The 25,348-nt window shown below is 69.1% G+C and carries 25 protein-coding genes; 14 read left to right on the top strand and 11 right to left on the bottom strand.

Translation table 11 applies throughout. The features are described from left to right. Positions 1–151 precede the first annotated feature (151 nt). From ACFRU2_RS25940 to ACFRU2_RS25920, 5 genes are all read left to right on the top strand, one after another. Positions 152–988 (top strand): ABC transporter permease, encoded by an 837-nt coding sequence (locus tag ACFRU2_RS25940; RefSeq protein ID WP_382976210.1) that lies wholly within the window; start codon positions 152–154, stop codon positions 986–988. Then, the gene (locus tag ACFRU2_RS25935; protein ID WP_382976207.1) at positions 981–1,892 is read left to right on the top strand and encodes an ABC transporter permease; all 912 of its coding nucleotides are present in this window, start codon (positions 981–983) and stop codon (positions 1,890–1,892) included. Before ACFRU2_RS25940 ends, ACFRU2_RS25935 begins: the two co-directional genes overlap by 8 nt. 17 nt (positions 1,893–1,909) lie before the next feature. Beyond that, complete coding sequence (locus tag ACFRU2_RS25930) at positions 1,910–2,887, top strand: ATP-binding cassette domain-containing protein (RefSeq protein WP_250741155.1); 978 nt, start codon at positions 1,910–1,912, stop codon at positions 2,885–2,887. 109 nt (positions 2,888–2,996) lie between these two features. After that, on the top strand, positions 2,997–3,713 hold the full coding sequence (locus ACFRU2_RS25925) for a DUF1707 domain-containing protein (RefSeq protein ID WP_382976204.1): 717 nt from the start codon (positions 2,997–2,999) through the stop codon (positions 3,711–3,713). Positions 3,714–3,787: 74 nt separating this feature from the next. Then, positions 3,788–5,164, top strand: coding sequence for a DUF445 domain-containing protein (locus ACFRU2_RS25920; RefSeq protein ID WP_382976201.1), 1,377 nt, complete (start codon positions 3,788–3,790; stop codon positions 5,162–5,164). 43 nt (positions 5,165–5,207) lie between these two features. On the opposite strand, the gene ACFRU2_RS25915 is transcribed toward ACFRU2_RS25920, so the two are convergent. The 3 genes from ACFRU2_RS25915 to ACFRU2_RS25905 form a co-directional block, all read right to left on the bottom strand. Next, positions 5,208–6,017, bottom strand: a complete 810-nt coding sequence (locus ACFRU2_RS25915) for a class I SAM-dependent methyltransferase (RefSeq protein WP_382976199.1) — start codon at positions 6,015–6,017, stop codon at positions 5,208–5,210. A 55-nt stretch (positions 6,018–6,072) separates the two neighbouring features. Continuing rightward, positions 6,073–6,372: a hypothetical protein gene (locus ACFRU2_RS25910; RefSeq protein WP_375949072.1), complete on the bottom strand. Its 300-nt coding sequence runs from the start codon at positions 6,370–6,372 to the stop codon at positions 6,073–6,075. Between the two features lie 65 nt (positions 6,373–6,437). Beyond that, positions 6,438–6,614, bottom strand: a complete 177-nt coding sequence (locus ACFRU2_RS25905; protein WP_250741163.1) for a hypothetical protein — start codon at positions 6,612–6,614, stop codon at positions 6,438–6,440. Between the two features lie 213 nt (positions 6,615–6,827). On the opposite strand from ACFRU2_RS25905, the gene ACFRU2_RS25900 reads away from it, so the two are divergent. Both ACFRU2_RS25900 and ACFRU2_RS25895 read left to right on the top strand, forming a co-directional pair. After that, complete coding sequence (locus ACFRU2_RS25900) at positions 6,828–7,370, top strand: GNAT family N-acetyltransferase (protein ID WP_382976195.1); 543 nt, start codon at positions 6,828–6,830, stop codon at positions 7,368–7,370. Between the two features lie 94 nt (positions 7,371–7,464). Then, positions 7,465–8,592: a hypothetical protein gene (locus ACFRU2_RS25895; protein WP_382976192.1), complete on the top strand. Its 1,128-nt coding sequence runs from the start codon at positions 7,465–7,467 to the stop codon at positions 8,590–8,592. Positions 8,593–8,666: 74 nt separating this feature from the next. Here the strand turns inward: ACFRU2_RS25895 and ACFRU2_RS25890 are convergent, their stop codons facing one another. Next, entirely contained in the window at positions 8,667–9,422 is a 756-nt protein-coding gene (locus ACFRU2_RS25890) for an HNH endonuclease (RefSeq protein WP_382976189.1), read from the bottom strand. Positions 9,423–9,578: 156 nt separating this feature from the next. On the opposite strand from ACFRU2_RS25890, the gene ACFRU2_RS25885 reads away from it, so the two are divergent. Beyond that, entirely contained in the window at positions 9,579–10,769 is a 1,191-nt protein-coding gene (locus ACFRU2_RS25885; RefSeq protein WP_382976187.1) for a DNA cytosine methyltransferase, read from the top strand. Here the strand turns inward: ACFRU2_RS25885 and ACFRU2_RS25880 are convergent, their stop codons facing one another. The 6 genes from ACFRU2_RS25880 to ACFRU2_RS25855 all read right to left on the bottom strand — a co-directional run bounded on the left by ACFRU2_RS25880 (position 10,770) and on the right by ACFRU2_RS25855 (position 18,943). Beyond that, the gene (locus ACFRU2_RS25880) at positions 10,770–11,234 is read right to left on the bottom strand and encodes a very short patch repair endonuclease (protein ID WP_382976185.1); all 465 of its coding nucleotides are present in this window, start codon (positions 11,232–11,234) and stop codon (positions 10,770–10,772) included. Then, positions 11,235–12,194: a NaeI family type II restriction endonuclease gene (locus tag ACFRU2_RS25875; protein ID WP_382976182.1), complete on the bottom strand. Its 960-nt coding sequence runs from the start codon at positions 12,192–12,194 to the stop codon at positions 11,235–11,237. It abuts the gene before it with no gap. A 5-nt stretch (positions 12,195–12,199) separates the two neighbouring features. Further along, positions 12,200–13,189: a NaeI family type II restriction endonuclease gene (locus ACFRU2_RS25870; RefSeq protein ID WP_382976179.1), complete on the bottom strand. Its 990-nt coding sequence runs from the start codon at positions 13,187–13,189 to the stop codon at positions 12,200–12,202. A 99-nt stretch (positions 13,190–13,288) separates the two neighbouring features. Next, on the bottom strand, positions 13,289–16,228 hold the full coding sequence (locus ACFRU2_RS25865) for a Z1 domain-containing protein (protein ID WP_382976177.1): 2,940 nt from the start codon (positions 16,226–16,228) through the stop codon (positions 13,289–13,291). Positions 16,229–16,234: 6 nt separating this feature from the next. Next, positions 16,235–17,773: an ATP-binding protein gene (locus ACFRU2_RS25860; protein WP_382976174.1), complete on the bottom strand. Its 1,539-nt coding sequence runs from the start codon at positions 17,771–17,773 to the stop codon at positions 16,235–16,237. Positions 17,774–17,935: 162 nt separating this feature from the next. Further along, positions 17,936–18,943 (bottom strand): SEC-C metal-binding domain-containing protein, encoded by a 1,008-nt coding sequence (locus tag ACFRU2_RS25855; RefSeq protein ID WP_382976171.1) that lies wholly within the window; start codon positions 18,941–18,943, stop codon positions 17,936–17,938. Positions 18,944–18,999: 56 nt separating this feature from the next. Here ACFRU2_RS25855 and ACFRU2_RS25850 point away from each other — a divergent pair, with 56 nt between their 5' ends. The 6 genes from ACFRU2_RS25850 (at position 19,000) to ACFRU2_RS25825 (ending at position 23,974) form a co-directional block, all read left to right on the top strand. Beyond that, on the top strand, positions 19,000–19,821 hold the full coding sequence (locus ACFRU2_RS25850) for a class E sortase (protein ID WP_382976168.1): 822 nt from the start codon (positions 19,000–19,002) through the stop codon (positions 19,819–19,821). Positions 19,822–19,901: 80 nt separating this feature from the next. Further along, positions 19,902–20,054: a DUF3311 domain-containing protein gene (locus ACFRU2_RS25845; protein WP_382976165.1), complete on the top strand. Its 153-nt coding sequence runs from the start codon at positions 19,902–19,904 to the stop codon at positions 20,052–20,054. Then, positions 20,051–21,616 (top strand): sodium:solute symporter, encoded by a 1,566-nt coding sequence (locus tag ACFRU2_RS25840; RefSeq protein ID WP_382976162.1) that lies wholly within the window; start codon positions 20,051–20,053, stop codon positions 21,614–21,616. Before ACFRU2_RS25845 ends, ACFRU2_RS25840 begins: the two co-directional genes overlap by 4 nt. A gap of 108 nt (positions 21,617–21,724) precedes the next feature. Beyond that, positions 21,725–22,066, top strand: a complete 342-nt coding sequence (locus tag ACFRU2_RS25835) for a DUF6412 domain-containing protein (protein WP_382976159.1) — start codon at positions 21,725–21,727, stop codon at positions 22,064–22,066. Positions 22,067–22,184: 118 nt separating this feature from the next. Continuing rightward, entirely contained in the window at positions 22,185–22,994 is an 810-nt protein-coding gene (locus ACFRU2_RS25830; protein WP_382976158.1) for a hypothetical protein, read from the top strand. Positions 22,995–23,116: 122 nt separating this feature from the next. Next, positions 23,117–23,974: a fumarylacetoacetate hydrolase family protein gene (locus ACFRU2_RS25825; RefSeq protein ID WP_382976156.1), complete on the top strand. Its 858-nt coding sequence runs from the start codon at positions 23,117–23,119 to the stop codon at positions 23,972–23,974. 98 nt (positions 23,975–24,072) lie between these two features. Here ACFRU2_RS25825 and ACFRU2_RS25820 read toward each other — a convergent pair whose 3' ends face one another. Continuing rightward, entirely contained in the window at positions 24,073–25,302 is a 1,230-nt protein-coding gene (locus ACFRU2_RS25820; protein WP_382976154.1) for an ALF repeat-containing protein, read from the bottom strand. Between the last annotated feature and the right edge of the window lie 46 nt (positions 25,303–25,348).

Raw genomic sequence — 25,348 nt, 5'->3', positions numbered from 1 at the left:
ATCTGTACCTCATGCTGTCTACCCGATGGCCGCCGCTTCCGCTCCGGACGGGCGTAATTCGTTCGCGTGGATCGCCCCTCCGCACTAAGCTCGCGCGCTTTGGCCGACACAGGAACGACGCAGCAACGACCTGGGAAACGGAGGGGACGAGGTGCGCCAGCCGGTGGTGGGGCGAGCCGGGCTCTACGGAGCGGTCGCGGCCGGGGGCTTTCGCCGGTACGCCACCTACGGGACGGCCACCGCGGCTGGGGTGTTCACCAACACCGTGTTCGGTTTCATCCTGGCCTACACCTACATCGCGCTCTGGGACGAACGGCCCGGACTCGGCGGCTACGACCAGTCCGAAGCCCTCACGTTCATGTGGGTCAGTCAGGCGCTGCTCGCCGCCGGAGCCCTGATCGGCGGAGGCTTCCAGGAGGAGTTCCAAGAACGCGTCCGTACGGGTGACATCGCCGTCGACCTGTACCGTCCGGCCGATCTCCAGACGTGGTGGCTCGCGGGTGATCTGGGCCGGGCGGGGTTTCAACTCCTGGGCCGCGGCGTGGTACCGCTGATCGTCGGCGGGCTCGCCTTCCAGCTGGCGCTGCCGACCGATCCGCTGCGCTGGCTGCTCTTCCTCGTGTCCGTGTTCCTCGGGCTGGTGGTGAGCTTCGCGCTGCGCTACCTGCTGGGGCTGGCGGCGTTCTGGCTGATGGACGGGGCCGGGATCAACATGATGGCCACGGTCGTCTCCATCTTCTTCTCCGGGATGCTGCTGCCGCTGACCGTCTTCCCGGGCGGCTTCGGGGAGTTCGTCCGCCTCCTGCCCTGGGCGGCGATGCTCCAGGTGCCGGTGGACGTACTGCTCGGCGGGGGCGGCGGGGGCGCCGGGGCCGCTCGTACGGCGGGGTGGCTGGGCTTCCAGGCCGCGTGGGCCGTGGTGTTGCTCGGGCTGGGCCGGCTGCTGCAGGCGGCCGCGACGCGGAAGGTGGTGGTCCAGGGTGGCTGAGCGGGTGGCGGAGGGCGGCCTCGGGAAGGCCGCGCCGACCGGCGCGACGGGCGCGGCGGGGGCGGGGTCCGGGCTCCTCGTCCCGCGGCGCAGCCGGGTCCTGGAAGGGCTGCGCGGCTACGGGCTGATCGCCGCGATGTGGATCCGGTCGACGATGACGTACCGCACGTCCTTCTTCCTCTCCACCTTCGGCAACGCGGCCATCACCCTCCTGGACTTCGTCGCGATCATGATCATGTTCTCGCACGTGGACGAGCTGGGCGGCTTCACGCTGCCCGAGATCGCCCTGCTGTACGGGTCCTGCTCGGCCTCCCTGGGCCTGGCCGACCTGCTGCTCGGCAACACCGACCGGATCGGCTCGCGGATCCGCGACGGCTCCCTCGACACCATGCTGGTCCGCCCGGTCCCGGTGCTCGCCCAGGTGGCGGCCGACCGGTTCGCACTGCGCCGGCTCGGGCGGATCGCGCAGGGGCTCGTGGTGCTGGGGTGGGCCGTCTCGGAGCTGGACCAGGTGCACTGGACGGTCGGGAAGGCCTTGATGCTGCCCGTGATGATCACCGCCGGGGCGGCGATCTTCGGCGCGGTGATGGTGGGCGGCGCGGCCTTCCAGTTCCTCGCCGGGGACGCCGCGGAGGTGCAGAACAGCTTCACCTACGGGGGCTGCACCATGCTCCAGTACCCGCCGACCGTCTTCGCGAAGGACCTGCTGCGCGGGGTCACCTTCATCGTGCCGCTCGCCTTCGTCAACTGGCTGCCCGCCCTGTACGTGCTGGGCCGGCCCGATCCGCTGGGGCTGCCGGGGTGGGTGGCGTACGCGAGCCCGCTGGTGGCCTTCGTGGTGTTCCTCCCCGCGTCGCTGGCCTGGCGCGCGGGGGTCCGTTCGTACCGGAGTACGGGGAGCTAGCCGTGTCGGAGGCGCTGATGTCGGATGCGTTGATTTCACTGCACGAGGTCGAGAAGGTCTTCGACGTACGGCGCCGGGTGGGCCTGGTGCGCCGGGAGAAACGGCAGGTCAGGGCCGTGGACGGGATCAGCTTCGAGGTGGCCCGGGGCGAGATGGTCGGCTACATCGGGCCCAACGGCGCCGGCAAGTCGACCACCATCAAGATGCTGACCGGCATCCTCACCCCGAGCGGCGGCCGGCTGCGGGTCGCCGGCATCGACCCGGCGCGGGAGCGGATGCGCCTCGCGCACCGGATCGGGGTGGTGTTCGGGCAGCGCACGACGCTGTGGTGGGACCTTCCGCTGAAGGACTCGTACGCGCTGATGCGGCGGATGTACCGGATCCCGCCGGCGCGGTTCGCGGAGAACATGGAGCGCTGCGTGGACCGGCTCGACCTCGCCGAGCTGCTCGACGTACCTGTACGGCAGCTGTCGCTGGGGCAGCGGATGCGCGGGGACATCGCGGCGGCGCTGCTGCACGACCCCGACGTGCTGTACCTGGACGAGCCGACCATCGGGCTGGACGTGGTGAGCAAGGCGAGCGTACGGGGCTTCCTGCGGCAGCTGAACGAGGAGCTCGGCACCACGGTGCTGCTGACCACGCACGATCTCCAGGACATCGAGCAGCTGTGCGAGCGGGTGATGGTGATCGACCACGGGCGGCTGGTCTACGACGGCTCGCTGGGCGGACTGCACACGGCGGGCGCCGCGGACGGTGCGGCGGCGAGCGAGCGGACGCTGGTGGTGGACCTGGAGCGGGAGCTCCCGCCGATCGAGGTGGCGGGGGCGCGGGTGGTGAAGGTGGAGGGCGCCCGGCAGTGGCTGGCGTTCCCGGCGCGGGCTTCGGCGGCTCCGCTGGTGGCGGCGGTGGCGGCGGAGTATCCGCTGCTGGACCTGTCGGTGCGGGAGCCGGACATCGAGGACGTGATCGCGCGGATGTACGCGGGGCGGGGGTAACGGGGCTGGGGGCGGCGGCAACGGGGCGGGGATAAATCAGGGACAACCCTGAGCCGGAGCGGGGTTCGGGCCGTACCGCTCTCCGGGGTGACTGCATAGGCTGGTCCGCATGAGTGATGAGCGGCCCGAGACGCCGCGGCCCGAGAAGCCGTTGCTGCCGGAGCTGAGGGCTTCGGACGCCGACCGGGAGCGGGTGGTGGACCGGCTGCGGGACGCCGTCGCCGAGGGCCGGCTCGACATGGAGGAGTTCGAGGAGCGGCTGGACGCGGCCTACCGGTCCCGTACGTACGCCGAGCTCGAACCGCTGACGCGGGATCTGCCCGCGCCCGGCGCGACGGCTCCGATCGCGGCCGCCCCGGTCGGGCTGACCAAGGCGGGAGCACCCGCGGGCTCGGAAGCCGCCTGGCCGGCCCGGATCGTGGGCGGCGGAGGGTCGGCGGGCGGTCCGGCCATGGCCGTGGCGGTCATGTCGGGCTTCCAGCGCAAGGGCAACTGGACCGTGCCCGCCCGCTTGCACGCGGTGGCGTTCTGGGGCGGCGGTGAGATCGACCTGCGCGAGGCGAACTTCGCGCAGCGGGAGGTCGTGATCAACTGCGTCGCCATCATGGGCGGCATCCAGATCATCGTGCCGCCGGGCATCGAGGTCGACGTACGCGGCATCGGCGTGATGGGCGGCTTCGACCAGCGCGACAGCCCCGGCCCGGTGGAGCCGGGGGCTCCGCGGGTGGTCGTGACGGGCCTCGCCTTCTGGGGCGGGGTCGAGGTGAAGGTGAAACCGCCGAAGCAGCGGGCGGTCTCGAAGCAGAAGCCGCGCAAGGAGCTGTAGGGCTCGGCGGTCCACACACGGGGGAGCAGTACGGCGCGCCGGGAACTCCCCGGGCGCCCCGGGAGTCGGATCCTATGAAGTCGGACGCTTTGCGGACGAAACCGTCGCCCGGGGGAAGGCAGGAACACGTGGAGCAGGGCAGTACGACGGCTACCGCTACGGCTACGGCTACGGCTACGGCACGAGGCGGCTTCGTGTTCAGCGAGGCGGACGAGGAGCGCCGGCGCGGCGTCCGCCGGATGAAGAGGACCGCCACCGGCCTGCTGGTCCTGGTCGCGCTGATCTACGTGGCGGCGAAGTGGGCGGAGCACGCGGGCGCGGGCGGCTGGGCCGGGTACGTCGCGGCCGGCGCCGAGGCGGGCATGGTGGGCGCGCTCGCGGACTGGTTCGCGGTCACCGCCCTGTTCCGGCGGCCGCTCGGCCTGCCCATCCCGCACACGGCGATCATCCCGACGAAGAAGGACCAGCTCGGCGTCTCGCTCGGGGAGTTCGTCGGGGAGAACTTCCTCTCCGCCGACGTGGTGCGCACGCGGTTGCACGCCCTCGGCATCGGCGGCAGGCTCGGCGCCTGGCTGGCCGAGCCCGCGCACGCCGACCGGGTCACGGCGGAGCTGGCCACGGCCCTGCGCGGGGCACTGACGGTCCTGCGGGACTCCGACGTACAGGCCGTCGTGGGCGAGGCGATCACGCGGCGGGCCGAGACGGCGGAGATCGCACCGGGCATCGGCAAGACGCTGGAGAAGGTCGTCGCGGACGGCGGCCACCGCCGGGTCGTGGACCTGGTGTGCGCGCGGGCGTACGACTGGCTGGTCACCCACGCCGACTCGGTGGAGGCGGCGGTGCAGGGCGGGGCGCCGGGCTGGACCCCGAGGTTCGTGGACCGCAAGATCGGCGACCGCGTCTACAAGGAACTGCTCCGCTTCGTCCAGGAGATGCGGGACATGCCGGAGCACCCGGCGCGCGGGGCGGTGGACCGTTTCCTCGCGGACTTCGCGGCGGACCTCCAGTCGGACACGGAGACGCGGGCGCGGGTGGAGCGGCTGAAGTCGGAGATCTTGCAGCGGGAGGAGATCCAGGACGTGATCGCCTCCACCTGGACGGCGGTCCGCTCGATGATCATCTCGGCGGCGGAGGACGAACGGAGCACGCTGCGCCTGCGGGTCCGTTCCTCACTGATGTCCCTGGGCGCCCGGCTGGCCACGGACGGCCGCCTCCAGGCCAAGGTGGAGGGCTGGATCGAGGGCGCGGTCGTCTACGTGGTCACCACGTACCGGACGGAGATCACCTCGCTGATCACCGACACCGTGGCGGGCTGGGACGCGGAGCACACCTCGCGCAAGATCGAGGCCCACATCGGCCGCGACCTCCAGTTCATCCGCATCAACGGCACGGTGGTCGGCGCCCTGGCGGGCCTCCTGATCTACACCCTGTCGCGCGCGTTCGGCGCGTAGCGGGGCGCCCCGGCCGCCCCCGGCCCCCCGGCGCCCGGCGCGATCAGCGGCGACGGGCGAGATGGACGACCACGTCGGCGACGATCTCGACGCGGGCCGGCAGGACCCGCGCGATCCGGCGGAACACCCGCTCCCTCTCGGCGGCCGGCAGGACGAGATAGGCCGAGACGGTGGAGAGGTAGCCGAGGTAGTCGTCGGCGCTCATCGTCAAGCGGCGGCCGATCACCGCCTGCCGAACGTCGGTGAACCAGGCGGAGGCGGACCGCCGGAGCTCCGTCCCCGGCCACTGCATGGCCCGCTCGGGCGGTGTCCCGTCCGGGGACGGGACCTCGTCGCTGTCCAGGAACGGCGCCCGTGCCGCACGAACGGCCTCCGTCACGGCCGGGTCGGCCGGCTGCACCTGCCCGCCTGCCGAGGCGAACACGCCCGCGGGCTCCACCAGGGAGGCCACCCGCGCCCAGCGTCCCTCCGGGTCGGTCCAGTGCAGCGCCGACACCGCGTAGACCAGCCCGTACCGGCGGCGGCCCGTGCGCAGCTCCAGCTCCAGGTCCAGCCCCAGCTCCAGCCCCAGCTCCAGGTCCTCGAGGGAGGCCCGTACCGCCGTGACGCTCGCCGGCACGTGCCTGCGCAGCTCGGCGAGCATGGCCCCGTCCGGCTCGGTGGCGGTGACCGCGACCCCCCGTCCGGCGAACAGGCGGGTCGCTTTGCCGGTCCCGGCCCCGATTTCGAGGGCGCTCCGCACCGGACCGCCGGCGTACTCCCGCACGAGGTCGAACAGCTCCGCGGGACACCCCGGCCGGAACCGCTCGTACGCTTCCGCCCTGTCTCCGAAGCTCAGCGCGCGTTCAGGCATGCCGGAAATCCTGACACGTGGCACGAACGGGTGCCACACGGACCGGGGACGGGGTTCAGCCCCGGTCTGCGACGGCCCAGGAGGCGGCGGCGACCACGCCCGCGGCGCCGATGACGGCCGGCCAGGCGCCGACCTTCTTCGCCAGCGGGTGCGCACCGGCGAACCCGGCGAGATACAGCGCCCCGAGCCCGGCCGCGGCGGGGGCGCCGCCGCGCTTGTGCCACTCCCGCCCGGCGACGATGCCCGCGGCGCCGAGCACGACACCACCGAGCGGCCGCTTCTTGGTCCACCGCGCGACGGCGTAACCGCCGACCAGACCGGCGGCCGCCACTGCAGAACTCGGTACCCGTGCCATGCTGTCCAACTCCCTCACCTCATCGGTTCATCGGTTTAGATGCGCACACCTACTAGCCCCCGAGGCTAACTCGACCCCTTGACCACACGTCGGGCCCCCACCGCGCCCAGCACCAGTACGGCCCCGCCGATCACCGGCTCCGGCACCGCGTCCCGCACACCGCGCGGCAGCACCGCCACCACACCCAACACGAGCAGAAACGCGAGCCCGGCCCCGCCGGCGGCCCGAAGCAGTCTGTCCACGTGCTGCTCAACGCGGCCGCCCGGCCGCCCGACACGGACCGTGCCGAGGGGATTTGTCGCACACTCGCCGGATCCGCGCGATGTCTGCTCGGGGAACCGGATGGGCATAAATTCAATCTCCCATCCAAAGGGGCAAACCACCTCACCCCCTCCCGCCCACCCAGCCCCTCCCACCCCTCATCCCACCCCACCCACATCAGGAGCCAGGACATCGTGATCTGCTACGGACAGGCCGTCCTCGACCTCGCGGACGAACTGGTCGACGCCTACGCCGACGTCTTCTCCGCCCCGCCGTGGAACGAAGACGAAGAAACCATTCGCCAGTTCGCCACCCGCCTCCCGGCCGACGCCCGGCGCCGTGGATTCCGTACCGCCTTCATCCAGTCCGCAGCCGGCATCGACGGCTTCGCGACGGGCTGGATCACCCCGGCGGCCTTCCCGAAGAACCGTGCGTACGCCCAGGTCGCGGCGCAGCTCGGGTCGGCCCGGGTGAAGGAACTCCTCACCGGGGCCCTGGAGATAGACGAACTCGCGGTACGCCCCTACGCGCGCGGCCGCGGCACCGCCCGGGACCTCCTCACGGAGATCACCACCGACGCCCCGGACCGCCGCGCCTGGCTGCTGACCAGCCGCCTGGCCAAGAACACGGTGGCCACGTACCGCCGCCTGGGCTGGCACGAGGTCGCACCCCTCCCCGGCACGGAGACGGGCGTCATCGTCTTCCTGTCCCCGGACCACCCGAACCGGGCGGCGTAACCAGGCCCCCCGCCTCCCGCACCTCACCCGGAGGCGGCCTCGAAACATCGCCCAGCAGGGCATCCGAACCCCACGGGCGGGGCATACCGCGCCCATGAACCCCACCACAGGCACCACGCGCCCCACCCATACGGCACGATCCAGGCCCGCCACCCGCCCCGGCAGGCCCTCCCGAGCCACGCCCACCCTCACGCCCAACTCCACTCCGGTTGCCACCCTCACCTCCACCCCAACTCCCCACCCCACCGCCCGCCGCCAGCTCAACCTCGCCACGCGCCACCAGCTCACCACCACCGCCGGCATCCCACCCGGCACGATCACCTCCCGCACCCGCCCCGGCGGGCCCTGGCAGCGTCTGCTGCCCCGCGTCTACCTCCTCCAGACCGGCCCCCCGGACCAGCGCCAACGCGCCCTCGCCGCCGTCCTCTATGCCGCCGAGCCCGGCTCCGACCCGCTCTCCGGCGACACCGCCGCCCTCACCGGCGGCGCGGCCCTCGCCCTGCTCGGGATCCGCGAAGCCCCGTACACCCCCGCCGACGTCCTGATCCGCGCCCCGCGCAAGCTCGCCGGGTCCCCGGAGGTACGCCCGTACCCCACCAGCCGCTGGCCCCGCACCATCACCGTCTCGGGCATCCCGAGCACCCGCCCGGTACGCGCGGCCGCCGACTTCGCGGCCCGGACCGACGAGCCGGCGGACCGGATCCGCTCGGTCCTCGCCCAGGTCGTCCAGTCAGGCTGGTGCCACCCGCACGACCTGCACGCCGAACTCCGTGCCGCCCGCCTCCTGACCCGCCCCACGATCCGCGCGGCAGCCGCGGAACTCCTCGCCGGAGTCCGCTCGGTGGCCGAGGCCCAGGCCCGCGACGTCCTCTCCACCACGGACCTTCCGACCCCCCTCTGGAACGCCCGTCTCCACACCCCGGACGGCACGTTCCTGGCGAGCCCGGACGCCTACTGGCCCGACGAGGGCGTGGCCCTGGAGATCGACTCGGCGGAGTACCACTACAACCGCGACTCCTGGCACGCCACGCTCCACCGCCGCCTCCGCCTGGAGTCCCACGGCATCCTGGTGGTCAGCGCCACCCCCTCGATGATCAGAGACACCCCGTCGGAAGTCATCGCAGCCCTCCGCACCCTCCTCACCCTGACCACCACCCGCCCCACCCCACCAACGGCCCTGGCCCGCGGGCACCAACAGCTCGCTCTGCCGTTTGGCTCCTGAGAAGCTCTCCGGCTGCCCGGATCATCCGTCAGCCCAGCACGCACAGGTAAGGAAAGTGGCTGCCGTCGGGGTGACTAGCGGAGCGGGGGATGCACAATCTGCTCCATCTCCGCCTTCAATTCGTCCGGCGTCCGCCATGTCGCCCCGCGGTGGTTGCGATGACACATGCGGTGACAGTTCGCGCACAGCAGAGCAAGATCGTTCAGCTTCGTTTCGCGCGGCCCCGAAATGTGGAGCGGGAGGGTGTGATGCACCTCGATGTATCCGTCGCCAAGTGCTCCGTACGCAGAACTGAAGTTGAAGGTGCAGACCGTGCACTCCAAGGGCAGGCCGAGTTTGAGGACCTGGCTGATCTTGCGCTTTCGCAATGCGGGGTTCCGTTCGCGAGAGATCGCCCACCGCGCGAGCAGCCGCCCCTCTGAAGCGGTTGCCCCGCCTTCGTCTGCTTCATCGGGCTGCTCGGGGATCAGTGCAAGGCGGCCGGACCCCATGCCGTCCTCGATGGCCTGCGCGGCCTGAAGCATCGAGGCCTCGCGGGTGAGGAACGCCCCGATGATCAGCTTGTCCAGACTCCCGCCCTTGGTGGGCTTGCCTGAGTAGCCGGGATGGTTAGAAGCAAGGTCCGTCGTCTTGCGGGAGACGCTCCCGACGGACCTGTATTCGGGGAGGCGCTGGGCCAGACCGGACCGCTCCGGCAGGGGCAGGGACCGGAGCAGGTCAGAGAGCTCTGTCACAGCGGGATTACCTACTCGGAGCTCCCGCCAGCCGTTCTTGACGACGAGGGCGCAGGCAAGCAGCAGTTCATCCCAGGTCCACGCAGGGCTTCGCATGGCGGATATCGTACGGGTGTTCGCTATCGGGTGTGGAGAGTATGGATCACGCCGATTCGTGGCGCACACTTGGGAAGGTTGTCAGTGGGGTCTGTCACCCTCTGTGATAGCTGGTGGCACAGGGCATCAGCGGGGTACGTGTTCGAAGGAGGGTGCATGACCAGCACTGGTGCGAAGTTCACCTCGATTGAAATCTGCGCTGGAGCTGGCGGGCAGGCCATTGGCTTGCATGAGGCCGGCTTCAGGCATCTCGCGCTCGTGGAGATCGACACGCACGCTGTCGGGACGCTCCGCAAGAACATCGACTCGCAGAAGGCGTGGGCCTGGGAGAAGAAGCACTGTGATCTTCTGCCTCCCACGGACGTCAAGGAGTTCGAGCCCGCCAGGGACCTGAGGAAGAGCGGCAGGCTTCTGGAGCAGGACGGCCTGGACCTTCTGGCAGGCGGCGTGCCGTGCCCGCCGTTCTCGCATGCGGGCAAGCAGCTGGGCAAGGACGATGAGCGTGACCTCTTCCCGAGGATGATGCAGCTCGTCAAGCAGCTGAACCCCCGTGCGGTGATGATTGAGAACGTTCGGGGGATCATGGACCCCAAATTCTCCGACTACCGAGACTGGATCGTCGCCCAGCTGCAGGGCGGCAAGTACCGCGAAGAGGACGGCAGCGTCGCAACGGCGGCCGGTCTCGGTTACACGGTGTGCAAGTGGGGGGTCCTTGAGGCGAGTGACTTCGGTGTTCCGCAACTTCGTCCCCGCGCCATTCTGGTGGCCATTCGGAATGACGTGCTCAAGGACGTGAAGTACGAGTGGCCGTCACCCACGCACGAGGATCCGGTGAGTGTGGTGGAGGCGCTCGAGGCAACCATGCTGCAGCGCTACGAGCCCTACTTCGAAGGTGCTTACGCGCAGCGTGCCCGCGATGCCTACGACCGGTGGTTGGCGCGGGCGACGGAACGTGACGCCGAGCTGAAGGGCAAGGGCGGAGGTATCGCCCCGACTCTCGTGGGCGGCTCGAAGAAGCACGGCGGCGCGGACCTCGGACCAAGCCGGGCCAAGGCGGCATGGAAGATGCTCGGTGTGTCAGGTCTTGGTGTGGCCAATGACGCCGACACGTGCAAGACGAAGCAGACTGAGGACCGGGATCTCCTGGGTGACGACGGGCCGATGCTCACGGTGGAGCAGGCCGCAATCATCCAGGGCTTCCCGAAGGGCTGGGAGTTCGACGGAGGCAAGACCGCGCAGTACCGGCAGGTGGGCAATGCCTTCCCGCCGCCAGTGGCCGCGGCAGTCGGAAAGTCGATCATTCAGGTCCTGGAGGCTGCCCGAGAGCGGGACCGCAGGAACGCCTGATCAGCCCGTGCCCGCAGCGTCGTCCCTGCGGGCACGGCGTTTGTCGACCTCTGCTGCGATCCGCAGGGCGCAGTCGCTGGATGGCTCGTGCTCCCAGAACCGGAGCACGGCCCAGCCGGCCTCCTGGAGGCGCTGGTCCGTATCGCGGTCACGGGCCATATTCCGCGCGACCTTATCTGACCAGTAGCTGCTATTGGTCTTCGGGGGCACGTAGTGCTCTGGACAGCCGTGCCAATAGCAGCCGTCAATGAACACGGCCACCTTTGCCGGACGGAAGACGATGTCTGCGGTCCGTCGGAGGTCCGGGAGAGGTTTGGCAGCCACCCGGTAGCGCAGTCCCCGGGCATGCAGGAGACTGCGGACCAACCGCTCTGGCTTGGTGTCACGGCTTCGGATCGCCTGCATGTTCCGACGCCGTGCAGCTGAGGACGCCCACGATCCTTCTGGCGGGACCCACGAGGTCATTTAAGGCTTCTTCTTTACGCTGGGAAGCCGGGGGCCTGGTTCCTTCAGGTCGTCGGGGGTGGCGAGAACCCAGGCCTCCTTATCGAGCGTAGCCCTGGGGCGCTCTCCGTGCTCTGGTTGTGCCTTCACCACTCGGAAGCTGACGATTTCGCCGCGGCGAGGCATGCGAGGGAGGGGGACTTCCAGTTGCTGGAGGACGCCTTTGTGTTTCTGCCAGTGGCCGGCGATCAGAATTCCCTGATCGCGAAGCACCGTGCGGGCTCTACCCTCCCCTTCGCGGAGGCGCGCCATCCCGTCGCGCTGCTGGGAAACTGTGTCCAATGTCTCGCCATCGATGAGGACCCCTTGCGCCAATTCCAAGAATGTGTTGATCCGGTCCTGGCCGGAGCTGTTCTCCTTGAAGATGTGCTTGATTTTATCTTCCGGCAGGGTGAGGAGTAGAGTCTTCGGGAAGTGCGCCCCATTTGAAATCCACTGAATATGCCGCTTTCCGGCCGCGGACACCTTCTTCTTCCCGTCGCTATTTGATGCCCCTGTAAGGAATTCTGTCCGGGTGCGCAGTAGTCCTACGCTGAAGCTCTCTTTCTCCTCGCTAACCCTCACTAGAAGGCAGATCTTCCCCACTGCCTCGCGAGGGATTTCCCATGTTGTTCCGATGGTGAACTTACAATCGACCTCATGGCCAAGGATCAGGTAGTCCAGTTTCTTCGGTTGGCCACCCTGAATCGAGAAGGTGTCCTGGATAACGATCTCGATTTTTGTTCCGATGTATGTTTTCTCGGTCTTCGTTAGGTCGTCGATTCTGTATCGGCCTGTACGCTTTCCGTCGAACACCTCGTCCAGTGAGGTCCGGATGGCATCTTGGAATTTCCCTTCGAAGCCCTTCTGGTTGAGAAACCATTTCGCGACGTCCTGAAGGGCCCTGTCGCTCAAACTGGAATATCCGGCTGCCTCAGACACGAGCGTCATCCCTCTGTAGCGCCGGTGCCGGCGCCGACAGCACTGTGTGCGGGCAGGAATGGGGCAATCGTGGCAAGGTCGTCGGGGCCCGCCAGGGTCCAGGCGGCCCCGTCGATCTCCGCGTACGGCCGACCGCACTGGCCGTCCGTCTCGACGACGCGGGCGCTGACGAAATCACCCTCCCGGGGGATGGGGAGGTCTAGTTTTCGTGCGATGTCCTGGTGAGCCCGGTAATCACCCATGATGATGATTCCCTCGTCGCGGAGAGAGGACCTGGAGCCTCCATTCCCGCGGACGCGCTTCATGTAGTCCTTCTGCTGGGCAACAGTGCGGACGACATTGCGCCCGATCCGGCGGCCCTGGGCGCGCCGGAACAGTTCGTCGAGCCGGGCTTGCCCAGACTTGTGAGAGAACACCGCAGTCCGGTCCGCGGGGCTCATGTGGAGCAGGACGTTCTCTGGGAGTTCCGCATCGTGCCAGAGCCAGAGAATTCTATTCCGGTACTCCGCCTTGACCGTCATCTTCAGGTCTCGGTTGTTTCCCTGGTTGAGCCATTCAGGTGTGATGCGGAGCAGTCCGGCACTCCACCGGCTCTTGTAGTCGTCCGCCCAGACCAGGAGGCAGAGATGATCCATAGCCTCGGGCGGGATCATCCAGCCACCGAACTGCTGGGAGTATTTGCAGTCGACATCGACGTCGGCGATTCTGTAGTCCATGTCGACGCCGTCATCGAAGGAGAACTCTCGCTGTAGGTTGATCTCGACGAGTGTTCCTGCGTGGGTCTTCTCGGTCTTGAATAGTGTCTTCCAGTCGTACCGGCCGGTGACTTCGCCGTTGAGGAGTTGGTCAATCGTGTCGCGGAGAACGTTGGCGAATCGCTGGCCTGCTGGGTCGAGACGGAGGAGGCGTTTGTGTACTGCTGACAGCTCGGGGTCGCTTTCGATGAGCGCCTGCGTGTGGATGTTGGTCGCGGCTGTAACGTCCAGGGGCAGCAAAACACCGGTCCTTTTCTGATCGTATGCATGATGGTGCCGCATGGTGAGGGCGAACACGGCTGGCCATGAGGCGCATCATGGCCGCCCGTGCCGGGGGTATCAGATACCAGACCGCATGGCCCTATAGCGGAGCAAGCGGCGGGAGGAGTCGTTGGCTGCGGTGGGTGAGACGACCGTGAAGGCCATAATCACCTGCTTGGGGTCTGCGGTCCCGTTGTCGACGGCAGAGAGGAGCCCTGCGTCACTGGATGTCTCGACCACGGGGTAGAGCAGAACGATGCCCGTGTGGGGCCCCACACCCAGTGCATCTGATCGGGCGCTGTTGACGCCCTCGCCCGCTTCCCTGATGACGGATTCGGCCCAGCGGCGATGTTCCATGCCGGATATGCGGCCAAACGCAGCTTTGTCGAGCTGGCGCCTACGTCGGACCAGCGAGGTTGGCGCAGAGCCCAGCACACGCGCTTCGACCCGCCGGCTGGACGTTGTCTGCGGTGCGACGAGCAGCCAGTCGTTCACCTTTGCGAGTTCGCCGTCGAGTTTGGAGAGATAGCTGAGGTGTGGGGCGAAGTGATTGTCGCCTTCCCACTCCAGTTGACGCAGGACGCTGACCAGGCTGCCGTGTGGGATCAGCGACGTCTTTGCCTCAAACCTCCGTGTGAGAGGGCTGGTCTCGTCCGGGGGCAGCTCCAGTGTCTGAGAGGCGCGGCCGAACACTTCAAGGAGTGGCAGCCAGCGCTTGGCGTTGGCCGCGATCACCGCACCATCCCGAGGATAGGCGGCCGGCTCGATGGGCCTTCCTGGTGACCGGATTTCCGTCAGTTCAGCGTTGAACATCTTGTTGCGTGCTGTCGGCCTGATGAGGCCGAGATGCTGCGAGACCAGCGGAAGCACCTGGATGGGCGTCAGTTGAGGCTCGCCGTCGATCATCTCTGCGTACTGGGCGAGTTCGGACCGGAAGGCCTCCTCGTCCTGGCAGATCGCCTCGAAGGCCTCGTACAGGTCGAGAGTCTTGTCCTTCCCGAAGGGTTCCTGACGGCCGATGTAGAGGCGTACGAGGTCGCGGTAGCCGGGGCGGAACCCGAACCAGCGTCCCATCTGCATCAGGGTGTCTGCCTGCTGGGTCTTCCGGCGGTAGTAGGTGACGGTCAGACCTTCCACCGTGAAGCCACGGGACAGCTTGGTGCCGCCCACGAGGATCTTCCAGACGTGAGGCGTGCGGTCGAAGTCCAGTCCGGGCTGCGCGTAGTCCTTCTCGTTCGCGCCATTGACGACGAGTACCGGGCTCCCGCCAGATGCGATGAGCTGCCGGGCTCGGCTGATGTGGGGGCGCAGCTCCTCGTACGAGCCGGGGACGGGGAGACCGTCAGCCCGGGCGCTGCATACGGGTTTGTGGTCACCTTCGAAAAGCGCGGTCAGGCGGCTGTGAGACTCGCTGCTCATGTAGGAGGAATCCCAGAGCCCCCTGATGCGGTCGGCGAGCACCGCGTGGTCCGCTACGCGCACCGACTCGTGAACCAGCATGGTGTGGTGGCGGAAAGAGCCTTCGGGGACGCCGTTCGCCGCTCGGTAGAGCTTCAGAGCCCCGGCGAGCACGAAGGCGTCCATTGCTTCCAGCAGGCGGTCACCCGTGCCACTGTCGATGCCGCGCACGTGAGCAGCCTCCTGAGAGGTCGCGACCGTCTGCTCGGAGCCGGGCAGATCGGAGTGCAGATCGTGGAAATCTTCCACGCCCATGTACCCGACGGGACGGGGGAGCGAGATCAGGAAGTCGCGCGGGAAGAGGTCGGCGGAGTCGTCGGGGTCGACGAATACGTTGGCGAAGGGGGTCGCCGTATAGCCGATGTACTGGGCTCGCGGCATCAGGCGCAGGAGCTCGCAAACCAGACCGTTGATGGCGGACCGGTTGGGTTTGTCTTCTTCCCACGAGGCGGGGTTCGTGGTGTTGACGGATGCCTGGTCGGACTCGTCATCGATGATGAGTGCCGGTACCTCGCCGAGGATCGGGCCGATCTTCTTCAGATCGTTGACGAGTTTCGTCAGGACCGACTTGTTCTTCTTGACCACCATCACGCGGGCTGCGGCATGATGCAGATTCGCAGGGTCGTGGAGAGGGAGGGCCTTTTCCACCTTCTCGATGTCGAGCGCCCGAATTCCCCGCTCCAGGGACTGGTAGTCCTTGTCCTTCGTGGTGAGGCGTTCGATGTCGAATGCTCCGCGATGAGAAGGCCGGCCGCCGTGCGAGACGAACTTCGTGGGCCAGTCCTCGTCATCCTGGTAGTCGACACCGATCAATGCGTCGAGATCCTCCGGATCTGCGCCGCGCAGGATGTTCTCCTGCCCGATCAGTTCCATGTCGAGCCGCCGCTGCGTCTGGCCGCGCAGCAGGTTCAGCGTGCCGCCCAGCACGATGACCAGCCGGTATCCGGAGTCCATCGCCTTGGCTATGACACCGGTGAAGTTGGCGGTCTTGCCGGACTGGACATAGCCGACGACCAGGCCCCGGGCCGCGTACGCCTCCGGCCGTGCCGGGTCCGCGAGCCGTTCGACGACGTTGTGGGCGGCCTCGCCGAGGCTGGCGATCGCCGCCTCGCTCCAGCCCTTGCGCCTTAGGAGGTCCTCGTACGCCGGCCAGTAGAACGCGCGGGCCAGTGCCTTGTCCCGGGTGTACCAAGCCTGATTGCTCTCGCTGATCACGACGGGCTGTGGGCCTTTGTCGACAGGGATCGCGGTGTCCAGTGCTTTGGACAGGTCGTCATCGAAACGCAGGAGCGCGTGGACATCGGCACGGCGGGCATCCGAGCAGGGCGGGGCGCTGGACCAGTCGGCGGTCAGTGCTGCGTCCCACTGGGAGAGTGCGCGGCTCCAGACCGTGATGAGTCCCGGGTCAGCCGCGGCGAAGCGTGCCCGGAAGACGTCCAGGTCCGCGTCGTGGCCGTCGTCCGTCTCCGACAGTCCGGCTGCGATCCGGCTGAAACCCCTCGGAGCGCGGCGCATGGCGGCGAGCACGTCGGTGTGAAGATTGAGCAGATGGTCGGTCACAGTGTGCTACAGCTCCAGTCCGCGAGACATTTCACAACGTGCGGCAGACAACAGCACGCTGTTCCACAAGGCCATCTCGTCCGTGCGCTGGGCGCTTGACCTGCCCATCCGGAAGTTCTTTTCGAGCATGAGGTACAGCAGGCCTTTCAGGGCCGGAGCATCGTTCGCTCCTGCTCGCCGACCATTGTTGAAGGCTGAGCGGAACTCCTTGTTGAGCCTGACGATGTGTTCCTCGCGGTCGATGCAGAAGAAGACGTCCGGCGGGAGCGGTTCCCAGCGGAACGTGATCGGGTCCTCGCCCTCGAGCTGCGGCAGCTCGTCCCGGAGGGTGCGCTTGAGCTTGGGGTCGATTCCCTTACCCGGAGGGACGGCACTTGAGCGCTGCACTTCAGTGGAACGCCGGGCGGCCTCGCGGTACACGGCCTCAGCTTCCGCTACGTACGCCGCAAAGGAATGCCCGTTCGCGTCATAGGCCTTCTCGATGCCGCGAGCAAAGGCCGGCGTGGCGCTGACCCCGTCCTTCTTCACGGTCAGGCTGAACACGCCGTTCGGTGACGAGGGGAGATCCAGCGAGATCCGGGCCAGGCTGTGATGGGTCTCCGCACTGCGGATGCCGTTCCAGCCGCCGGCCTGGACCAGACGATCATTGCGGTAGATGTAGAAGCCCTGCCGGTCCGCCAGTGGCCCGATACCCCGAAACGACACGAGCTGGGACCGGGGCGGCCAGACGTGCGCCTGGAGAGCGACGTCACCGACTCCCTCAATGGGAGCCGTATACACCCGTGGGTAGCCCGCTCGCCCCGGAACCCGGTAGCCGAAGGGATCGATCGGCTCCACTCCCCGGTGATCGAGTTCCTCTTTCGTGCGAACGTCCTGCACGACGAGGTCTATGTGGAACCCGTCTCGAGCCAGGAACCTGTGTAGGTAGAGACCGAGATGGGTCTCCAATTTCTCGATCTGTTCGTTGAGGAACCGGTCGCTCTGGCCGGAAAGCACCGTGTCAAAAGCGCGGACGTTGTCCCAGCGGACGATGGTGCCGTGCCATCCGATGACCCCGTCATAGCGGTCGACCAGATCCTGGCAGTACCTCGGTTCCACGATGTCGCAGCTGAAATCCTGCTGAGCCTGAGCAGTCAGCCAGCGCCGTCCGGTGGCGGGGCTGCGCTTGGTACGACTGATGACCGTCAGGGAACCGGCATGCGAGAGTGAGGCAGCCTTCAGGCCGGCACCGAAGTGGCCCAGAGCCCCGTCAGCGTAGTCCTCCCGGCCTCCTACGGTCATTGCGACGTCGAGGGCGCCGTCGTCCATTCCGTGGCCGTCATCGATGACCAGCAGGCTGACGAGCCGGTCGCCGTCGCGCAGAAAACTGATGACGACGTTGCAGGCGCCCGCGTCGATCGAGTTGTCCACGAGGTCGGCGATGGCGGCCTCGAAGCCGTATCCCTGATGGGCTAGCGATTCGAGGTAGCGGGCAGCTGGCGGAAGCTGTTTGCTGCCCAGCGTGGGTATGTCGAACTGCCAGTCGCCGGAGGGTGAATAGGGCATATGGACTGCAGACCTCAGAGCGCAGGGGTGGATGTATCCGGCTGTGGAGGATCTTCCACTCCATATCGCCGGATATCCGTTGACGCTAATGCATAGCACGCTCTGCGGGCAGTCCAATGATGTCACTGTCCAGGATGCGATACGCGCGGGTGCCTGAAGGGATCACCTTGAGCTGGCTCCGTGGCACTCCCCGTAAGGACGCCCCGATGTGCACCAGCAGGTGGTTGTCGGGGTCGGGGGCCAGGGGGTGGCCTTGCCTCGGGCGGCCAGGGTGGTGGCGTATTCCGCCAGGAGGGACGGGGAGGACGGGGAGGTTTTTTCTGAAGCCGCGAAGGCTTCGTATGACGGGACGCTCGCCGTGACGATGCCGAGGTTCGTGGTGCCCGAGGCGGCCAGGGTGCGGAGGGAGGCTTCGACCTGGGCCAGGTGGGCGTCGTGGGAGGGGTACTCCGCGGACAGGGTGGGGTACGACGTGAGGAGTTCTGCCAGTTCGCGGGCCGGCCAGTGGAGGATCGCCACCGGGAACGGGCGGGAGAGCGCCGCGCGGCGGTCGCCGAGTTCGGCGCGCAGGCGGGCGATCTCGGCGCGGAGTTCGGCGGGGTCGTCGGAGCCGAGGGCCCAGATGCGCTTGGGGTCGTGGAGTTCGTCCAGCGGGATCGGGCCGATGTGGCGGGTGTCCGCGACCATGTCCCAGTCGTCGTGGGGGAGTCCGAGGAGGCGGCGTACGCGGTGGCGGCCCGTGAGGAGCGCGGTCGTGGCCGGGGTGAGGGGGGTGTTGTCCGGGGCCAGGAGGGTGGCCGCCTCCGTGAAGCACTCGTGGGAGGCCTCGAGTTCGTCGTGGGCCTCCAGGGCCTCGGCGATGACCTCCCAAGGGGCGGGGTCCGAGGGGGCCGCGGCGCGGATGCCCTGGATGAGGGCGCGGGCCTCGGGCTCGTGGCCGTACTCCCAGAGGTTGGCGGCCTGGAGGGCCTTGATGAGGGACGGGTCGTCCGTCGTGTCCGCGGCCAGGAGTTGGTCGTAGAGGGCGCTCGCCCGCTCGCGTTCGTCGGCCAGTTCGAGGTGGGCCGCGGCCTGGAGGAGCAACGGCTCCTGGTCCTCGGGGTAGCGGGTCGCCGTGCGGATGAGGCGCTCGGCTTCGGCGATGTGCTCGGCAGGCGTGTCGGGGCGCATGGTTTGCAGCGTACTGCTGCTGGTCAGTTGAGGGGGGAGGACTTAGGGTGCCGCCCGTGCGAGATCGCGTGCGGGTCGTGGTGCAGGGGAAGGGCCAGGGCAAGGGCCGGTGGGCGTGGCGTGCGCGCCGGGTCGGTCTCGCGGGGGTGCTCTGGGCGGCCGGTGAACTCGCCGTCACCGTAGGCGTGGTGGTGATGCTGCTGGTGGTGCACCAGGTGTGGTGGACCAACCGGCAGGCGCTGAGTGCCGCGCACGAGGTGGTGAGAGAGCTGGAGGAGGGTGCACCCCGCGCCTCCTTCTCCGGGACGGAGGGGGTGGGGGAGGCCGAGGGGGAAGGGGAGCCGGCTGTCGGGGATTCCGACGGGGCGGACGGCGGCGGGTCCTCGGGCGGTGCATCCGGGGGGAACTCCGGGCCGCGCACAGCCAAGCCGCCGCCGCGGGAGTCCGCGTACGGCATCCTGCGCATTCCGCGCCTCGGCGTCGCCGTGCCCGTCGCGCAGGGCGTGGACAAGCGGTCCGTGCTGGACAAGGGGTACGCCGGGCACTACACCGGGACCGCGCAGCCCGGGGCCGAGGGGAACTTCGCGCTCGCCGGACACCGCAACACGCACGGGGAGCCCTTCCGTTACATCAACCGGCTCAGGGCCGGGGACGAGCTGATCGTGGACGTGCGGGGCAAGCGGTACGTGTACCTGGTCGGGCAGACGCTGGCGCAGACGACCGAGCACGACACCGGGGTGATCGCGCCCGTCCCGCGCAGCGCCGTCACGCCGGGGGCCGGGTACAGCGAGCCCGGCGCGTACATCACGCTGACCACCTGCACGCCCGAGTACAGCTCCAAGTACCGGCTCGTGGTGTGGGGGACCCTCAAGCGCTGACGTGTGGGCGGGCCGGTGGACCGTAGGGTGGGGCGGTGCTTCGGAAAAGGGTGAAACGTCCGCAGTTGGTGTGGCTTGCCGTGCCGTTCGTCTTGTTCGTCGGAGCGCTGCCGCTCGCGAACCGGGTGGAGCCGGCGCTGGGCGGCGTACCGTTCCTGCTCCTCTGGTTCATCGGGGCGACCCTGCTGACCCCGCTCGCGGTCTGGCTGACCTGGCGCGGTGATCACCGATGAGCCAGGCGGCCGTCGCGACCACCGTCTTCGGCGTGTTCATGGTGGCCACCGTCGCGCTCGGGCTGCTCGCGGTGCGCGGGCGCGGCGGGGGCGGCGGCGGGCTCGCCGAGTGGTCGGTGGGCGGGCGCTCGCTCGGCACCGTGTTCATCTGGGTCCTGATGGCGGGCGAGGGGTACACGAGCTTCAGTTACCTCGGCGCGGCCGGCTGGGGCTACAACTACGGAGCCCCCGTGATGTACGTGGTCGCGTACATGTCCTGCGGCTACGCGGTCGGTTACGTCGTCGGGCCCGTGCTGTGGGACTACGCGCGCCGCCACGGCCTCGTCGGCATCACCGACATGGTGAGCCACCGGTACGGGCGCCCCTGGCTCGGCGCCGCGGTCGCGGTGCTCGCGACCGTCTTCCTGCTCCCCTACATCCAGCTCCAGATCACCGGAATGGGTGTGGTGGTCTCGACGGTCACCTACGGGGCGGTGTCCCTGGAGTGGGCCTACTTCATCGCCTTCGCCGTCACTACCGGCTTCGTCGTGGTGAGTGGACTGCGCGGCAGTGCGTGGGTCTCCGTACTGAAGGACGTGCTGGTCATCGGCACTCTGGGGTTCCTCGCCGTCTACGTGCCCCTGCACTACTTCGGCGGCTACGGCGAGCTCTTCGACCGGCTCACGGCCGAACGCCCGCAGTGGCTGACGCTCCCCGGCGCCGGGAGCGGCGAGGGCGGCAGGGGCGAGCTGGGGGTGGGGTGGTTCGCCTCGACCACCGTGCTGAACGCGCTGACCGTCGTCATCTTCCCGACCACCGTGGCGGGGTACCTGGGCGCGCGGAGCGCCGACGCGCTGCGCCGCAACGCCATCCTGCTGCCCGCGTACAACGTGCTGCTCTTCGTGCCGATGCTGCTGGGGATGGCGGCGCTGTTCGTCGTACCGGGGCTGACGGGTGCCGAGTCCAACCTCGCGCTGTTCAAGCTGGTCGTGGACTCCCTGCCGGCGTGGGCGGTGGGGGTGATCGGGGTGGCGGCGGCGCTGTCGTCGATCGTGCCGATGGCGGTGTTCATGCTGGTCATCGGCACGATGTGGGGGCGCAGCGTGCTCTCGCTCCGGCCGCGCTGGAGCTCGGGCGAGCGGCAGAAGCTCGCCTCGCAGGTGGTCGTGGTGGCGGCCGGGACGATCGCGCTGGTGATGACGTACACGGCGCCGAACACGCTGGTCAGGCTCTCCCTCGTGTCCTACGAGGGCATGGCGCAACTGGTGCCGATGCTGCTGCTGGGTCTGGTGTGGCGCAGGCTCACTACGGAGGCCGCGGTGTGCGGGCTGGCCGCGGGGGTCGCGGTGGTCTGCGGGCTGGTCTTCACGGGCCACGACCCGGTGTGGGGCGTGAACGCGGGCATGGTCGCCCTCGCGGTGAACCTGGCGGTCGCGCTGACGGTGACCTGGCTCGGCCCGCGGGAGGGGGCGCGGAGCGGGGCGGGGGACCCCCGACCGGACGAGGAGGTGCTGGCGCGCGATCCGCTGCCCGGGGCCGGGGATGAAAACGAGATCCCGTCCGTTGTCAGTGCACGCGGTTAGTATCGATCGCGAGTACGAGTACGAGCATGCGTACGCGTACGGGGCAGCGCGAGTGGCGGATCTCTTACGGGAGTTCGTGCGCGGGAGCAGCGGGAGGGGGCGGTTCGCATGGCAGAGCACAGCGGGCTTCGCCCCGTGCGGTTCCGGTCCGCGGCGCCGTCCGCGCGACTGGTGGCGCTGCTGGCCTCGCTCCTGGTGCTCGGAGGCTTCCTCGGGCTGTTCGCCGGGGAGGGCGGGCTCGGCGCGGTCGTGGTGGTCCTCGCGGCGACCTTCGCCGTGGGTGCCTCGGTGCTGGCCGCCCGGCTGGTCCGGCCTGTGCCGCCGCACCGCATACGTACCGCGATCCGTGATCGCGAGCAGCGCACGGCGTTCCTGCCGCAGCGCGATCCCGACGCTTCGGGCCGGTCGCGGCCCAGGGCGCCCGGCCGTTCCCTTCCGACGGCCGCGTAGGGGCGCGCAGCTCCTTCCTCCCGATCGCTTCTGATCGCCACACCTTGCCGCCCCTCGCGGGTCGTCACGCCGAAACGCATCTCTTTCGACGTTCGACGAGTCCCTTCGGAGGGCCCACGTGTCCGTTTTCATCGATCTTGTTGCTGTGCTGGGCCGGCTCCTGGAGCCGGTGCTGGCCGAGTCCGCGACCGCTGCCGCGATCGTGCTGTTCACCGTGCTCGTGCGGCTCGCGCTGCACCCCCTGAGCCGGGCCGCCTTCCGCGGGGCGACCCCGGTGGCGGGCATCCTGCCGGTGCTGCTCCAGCTGCCGGTGTTCTTCCTGATGTACCGGGCGTTCTCCTCGGCGGAGATCGGCGGGACCGCCAACGAGCTGCTCGGCCACCGGCTGTTCGCCGCGCCGCTCGGGGACCGGTGGGGCGAGGCGCTCGGGGAGGGCGGCCTCTTCGGCGAGCGGGGGCTCGTGTTCCTCGGGCTGTTCGCGGTCGTCGCGGTGGTGGCCGCGTGGAGTGCGGCGCGCGGACGCAAGGCGGCGGCGGTGATGGCTGCCGCAGGCGGGGCCGGGGGAGGGATCGCCAAGCCGGGCGGGGCCAAGTCGGCCGGGATCGTGGCCGGTGGGGCCAAGGCCGGTGGGGCCAAGACCGGTGGTGCCAAGGCCGGTGGGGCCAAGCACTCGGGGGCCGGTGGAGCCGGGGCAGTCGCCAGCTTGACCGCCGAGCAGCAGGAGCTCATGCGCAAGGTGGGCGGCGTACTGCCCCTGCTCTCCTTCGGGACGCTGATCACGGCCGCCCTGGTGCCGCTGGCGGCCGGGCTGTACCTGGTCACGACCACCGCGTGGTCGGTCGCCGAGCGCGCCTGGCTCCAGTACCGGAAGGACCGGGCGGAGCGCGCGGAGGGGGCGGTCAGCGGAGCAGAGCGTTCCGCCATGTGAACAGGGTCTTGCGGATGAGGCCGACATCTTGGAGGATCGACCAATCCTCCGATGGCCGCAACCCATCGTCCGGCCCGGGGCATGCCCATGGGCCGACCACCCTCGACCACGGGAGAATGCCCATGAAGCTGCTGCGTGTAGGACCCGTCGGGTCGGAGCGCCCCGCGCTGCTCGACCAGGACGGGACCCTGCGGGACCTGTCCGGCCTGATCACGGATGTGGACGGCGCGCTGCTCGCCGACGACTCCGTGCTGTCCCGAGTACGGGACGCGGCCGGATCCGGTGAGCTCCCGGTGCTGGACGCCGAGGGTCTGCGGATCGGGTCCGCCGTCGGCCGCATAGGCAAGGTCGTGGGCATCGGCCTGAACTACCACGGGCACGCGGCCGAGGTGGGCGCCGAGGCGCCGGCCGAGCCGATCGTGTTCCTCAAGGCCCCGGACACCGTGGTCGGCCCCGACGACACCGTGCTGATCCCGCGCACCAGCGTCAAGACCGACTGGGAAGCCGAGCTCGGCGTCGTCATCGGTGCCACCGCCCGCTACCTGGCCTCCCCCGAGGAGGGCCTCGCGCACGTCGGCGGGTACGTGCTGGTCAACGATGTGACCGAGCGCGCGTTCCAGAACGAGCGCGGCGGCACCTGGGACAAGGGCAAGAACTGCGAGACCTTCACCCCGCTCGGCCCCTGGCTGGTCACCGCGGACGAGATCCCGGACCCGCAGGTGCTGGACGTCAAGCTCTGGGTCAACGGTGAGCTCAAGCAGGACGGCAACACGTCCGACCAGATCTTCCCGGTCGGCGAGGTCGTGCGGTACGTGAGCCAGTTCATGACCCTGTACCCGGGCGACGTCATCGTCACCGGCACCCCGGCCGGTGTGGCCGCGGGCCAGCCGGAGCCGAAGCCGTTCCTGCGGGCGGGCGACGTGGTGGAGCTGGAGATCGACGGGCTCGGCCGCCAGCGCCAGGAGTTCAAGGACGCATAGGCACGGAGCCGCGTAGCCACGTAGCCGCGTAGCCGTGTAGCTCAAGAGGAGGGGCGGTGCCGTCGGAAGACGGCGCCGCCCCTTTCCCGTTCTTCCCGTCAGCCCCCGGCCGACTCCCGGCGGCGCCGGCCGGCGATCAGGAGACCGGCGCCCGCGGCGAACGCGGTGGCGGCTCCGCCCGCGATCCAGGCGTTCTCCGCGCCCGCACCCGTGGTCGCGAGGTTGCCGGAGTTCCCGCCCGCCGGGACCGGCCGGTTACCGGTGCCCGTGCCCTTGTCGTCGGTGCCCGGCGTGCCGCCCTCGTCCTTGCCGCCGCCCGAGCCCGAGCCCGAGCCCGAGCCCGAACCCGAGCCCTCGTTCTCGTCCTCGCCCTTGCCGTCGTCGGGCTTTCCGGCTTCCTCGGCGGCCTTGTCCTTCTCCCGTGCCACGTGCTGGCCGGTCTTGAGGAACTCGACGCGGTCCTCGGGCGTACCGTTCAGCGCAGCCCGCGCGGCCTTCACCACCTCGGGGCCGCCCACGCTCGCGATCTGGGTGATGAGGACCCGGTTGTCGTTGTCGCGGTGCACGTGCTGCGTGGTCGTGACGAACTCCCGCAGCTGCGCGGGGGTCGGGTTGCTGCGCAGGAAGGTCTGGATCGCCTCCTTCAGGATCGGACCCGCCTCGCTCAGCATGCTGAAGATCGCGACCCGGTCGTCGACCGCGCGGATGGCGTGCTGCTCCGTCTCGACGAAGGCGCGGATCTCCTCCCGGGTCCCGTGGCTGAGCAGGTGGTTGACCCGCTCCGTGATGCCCCGGCCCGCGCCGTTCAGCATCTGCAGCATCGCGAAGGTGTCGTCCTCCAGGCGGGCCACGTGCTGCCCCTCCCTGAGGAACTCCGCGATCACGGCCGGAGTCCCGTCCCGGAGGGCCTTCTCGGCCTCGCGCTTCACGGCGACGCCACCGGCGTGGTGGATCTGGGCGACCCTCACCCGGTTGTCCGCGTGCGTCTGTTCCGCCCAGACGACCTCCAGGAAGTGCCGCATGTCCCCGGCCGTTCCCTTGAGCGCCTTCTCGGCGGCCTCCCGCACACCGGGGCCGGATGCCGGATCCGCCAGGATCTCCTCGATCTTCTTGCGGTCCTTCGCCTCCTGCCCGTCGTCCTGTCCGTTGTCCTGTCCCTCGTCCTCCTGCGCGCCCTGGTCCCCGGAACCCGGTACGGAGTCCGGCGCGGAAGGCGCCGGGGGAGCGGCGGGTGACGGGGAATCGGCGGCGAGCGCCGGAGAGGAGAACAGGACGGCCGGGGCTATCGCGGCGACGGCGATGGCCGACGCGAGACGGGGCAGCTTCACAAAGGCACCATTCATTACACGTGCGATGATCTTTTACTTATGCAAA

This window comes from Streptomyces sp. NPDC056883, assembly GCF_042788835.1.
Taxonomy (GTDB): Bacteria; Actinomycetota; Actinomycetes; order Streptomycetales; family Streptomycetaceae; genus Streptomyces; species Streptomyces stoeckheimensis.
Note: the sequence above shows the minus strand (reverse complement) of the source record. Positions and strands in the feature narration are given on the sequence as shown.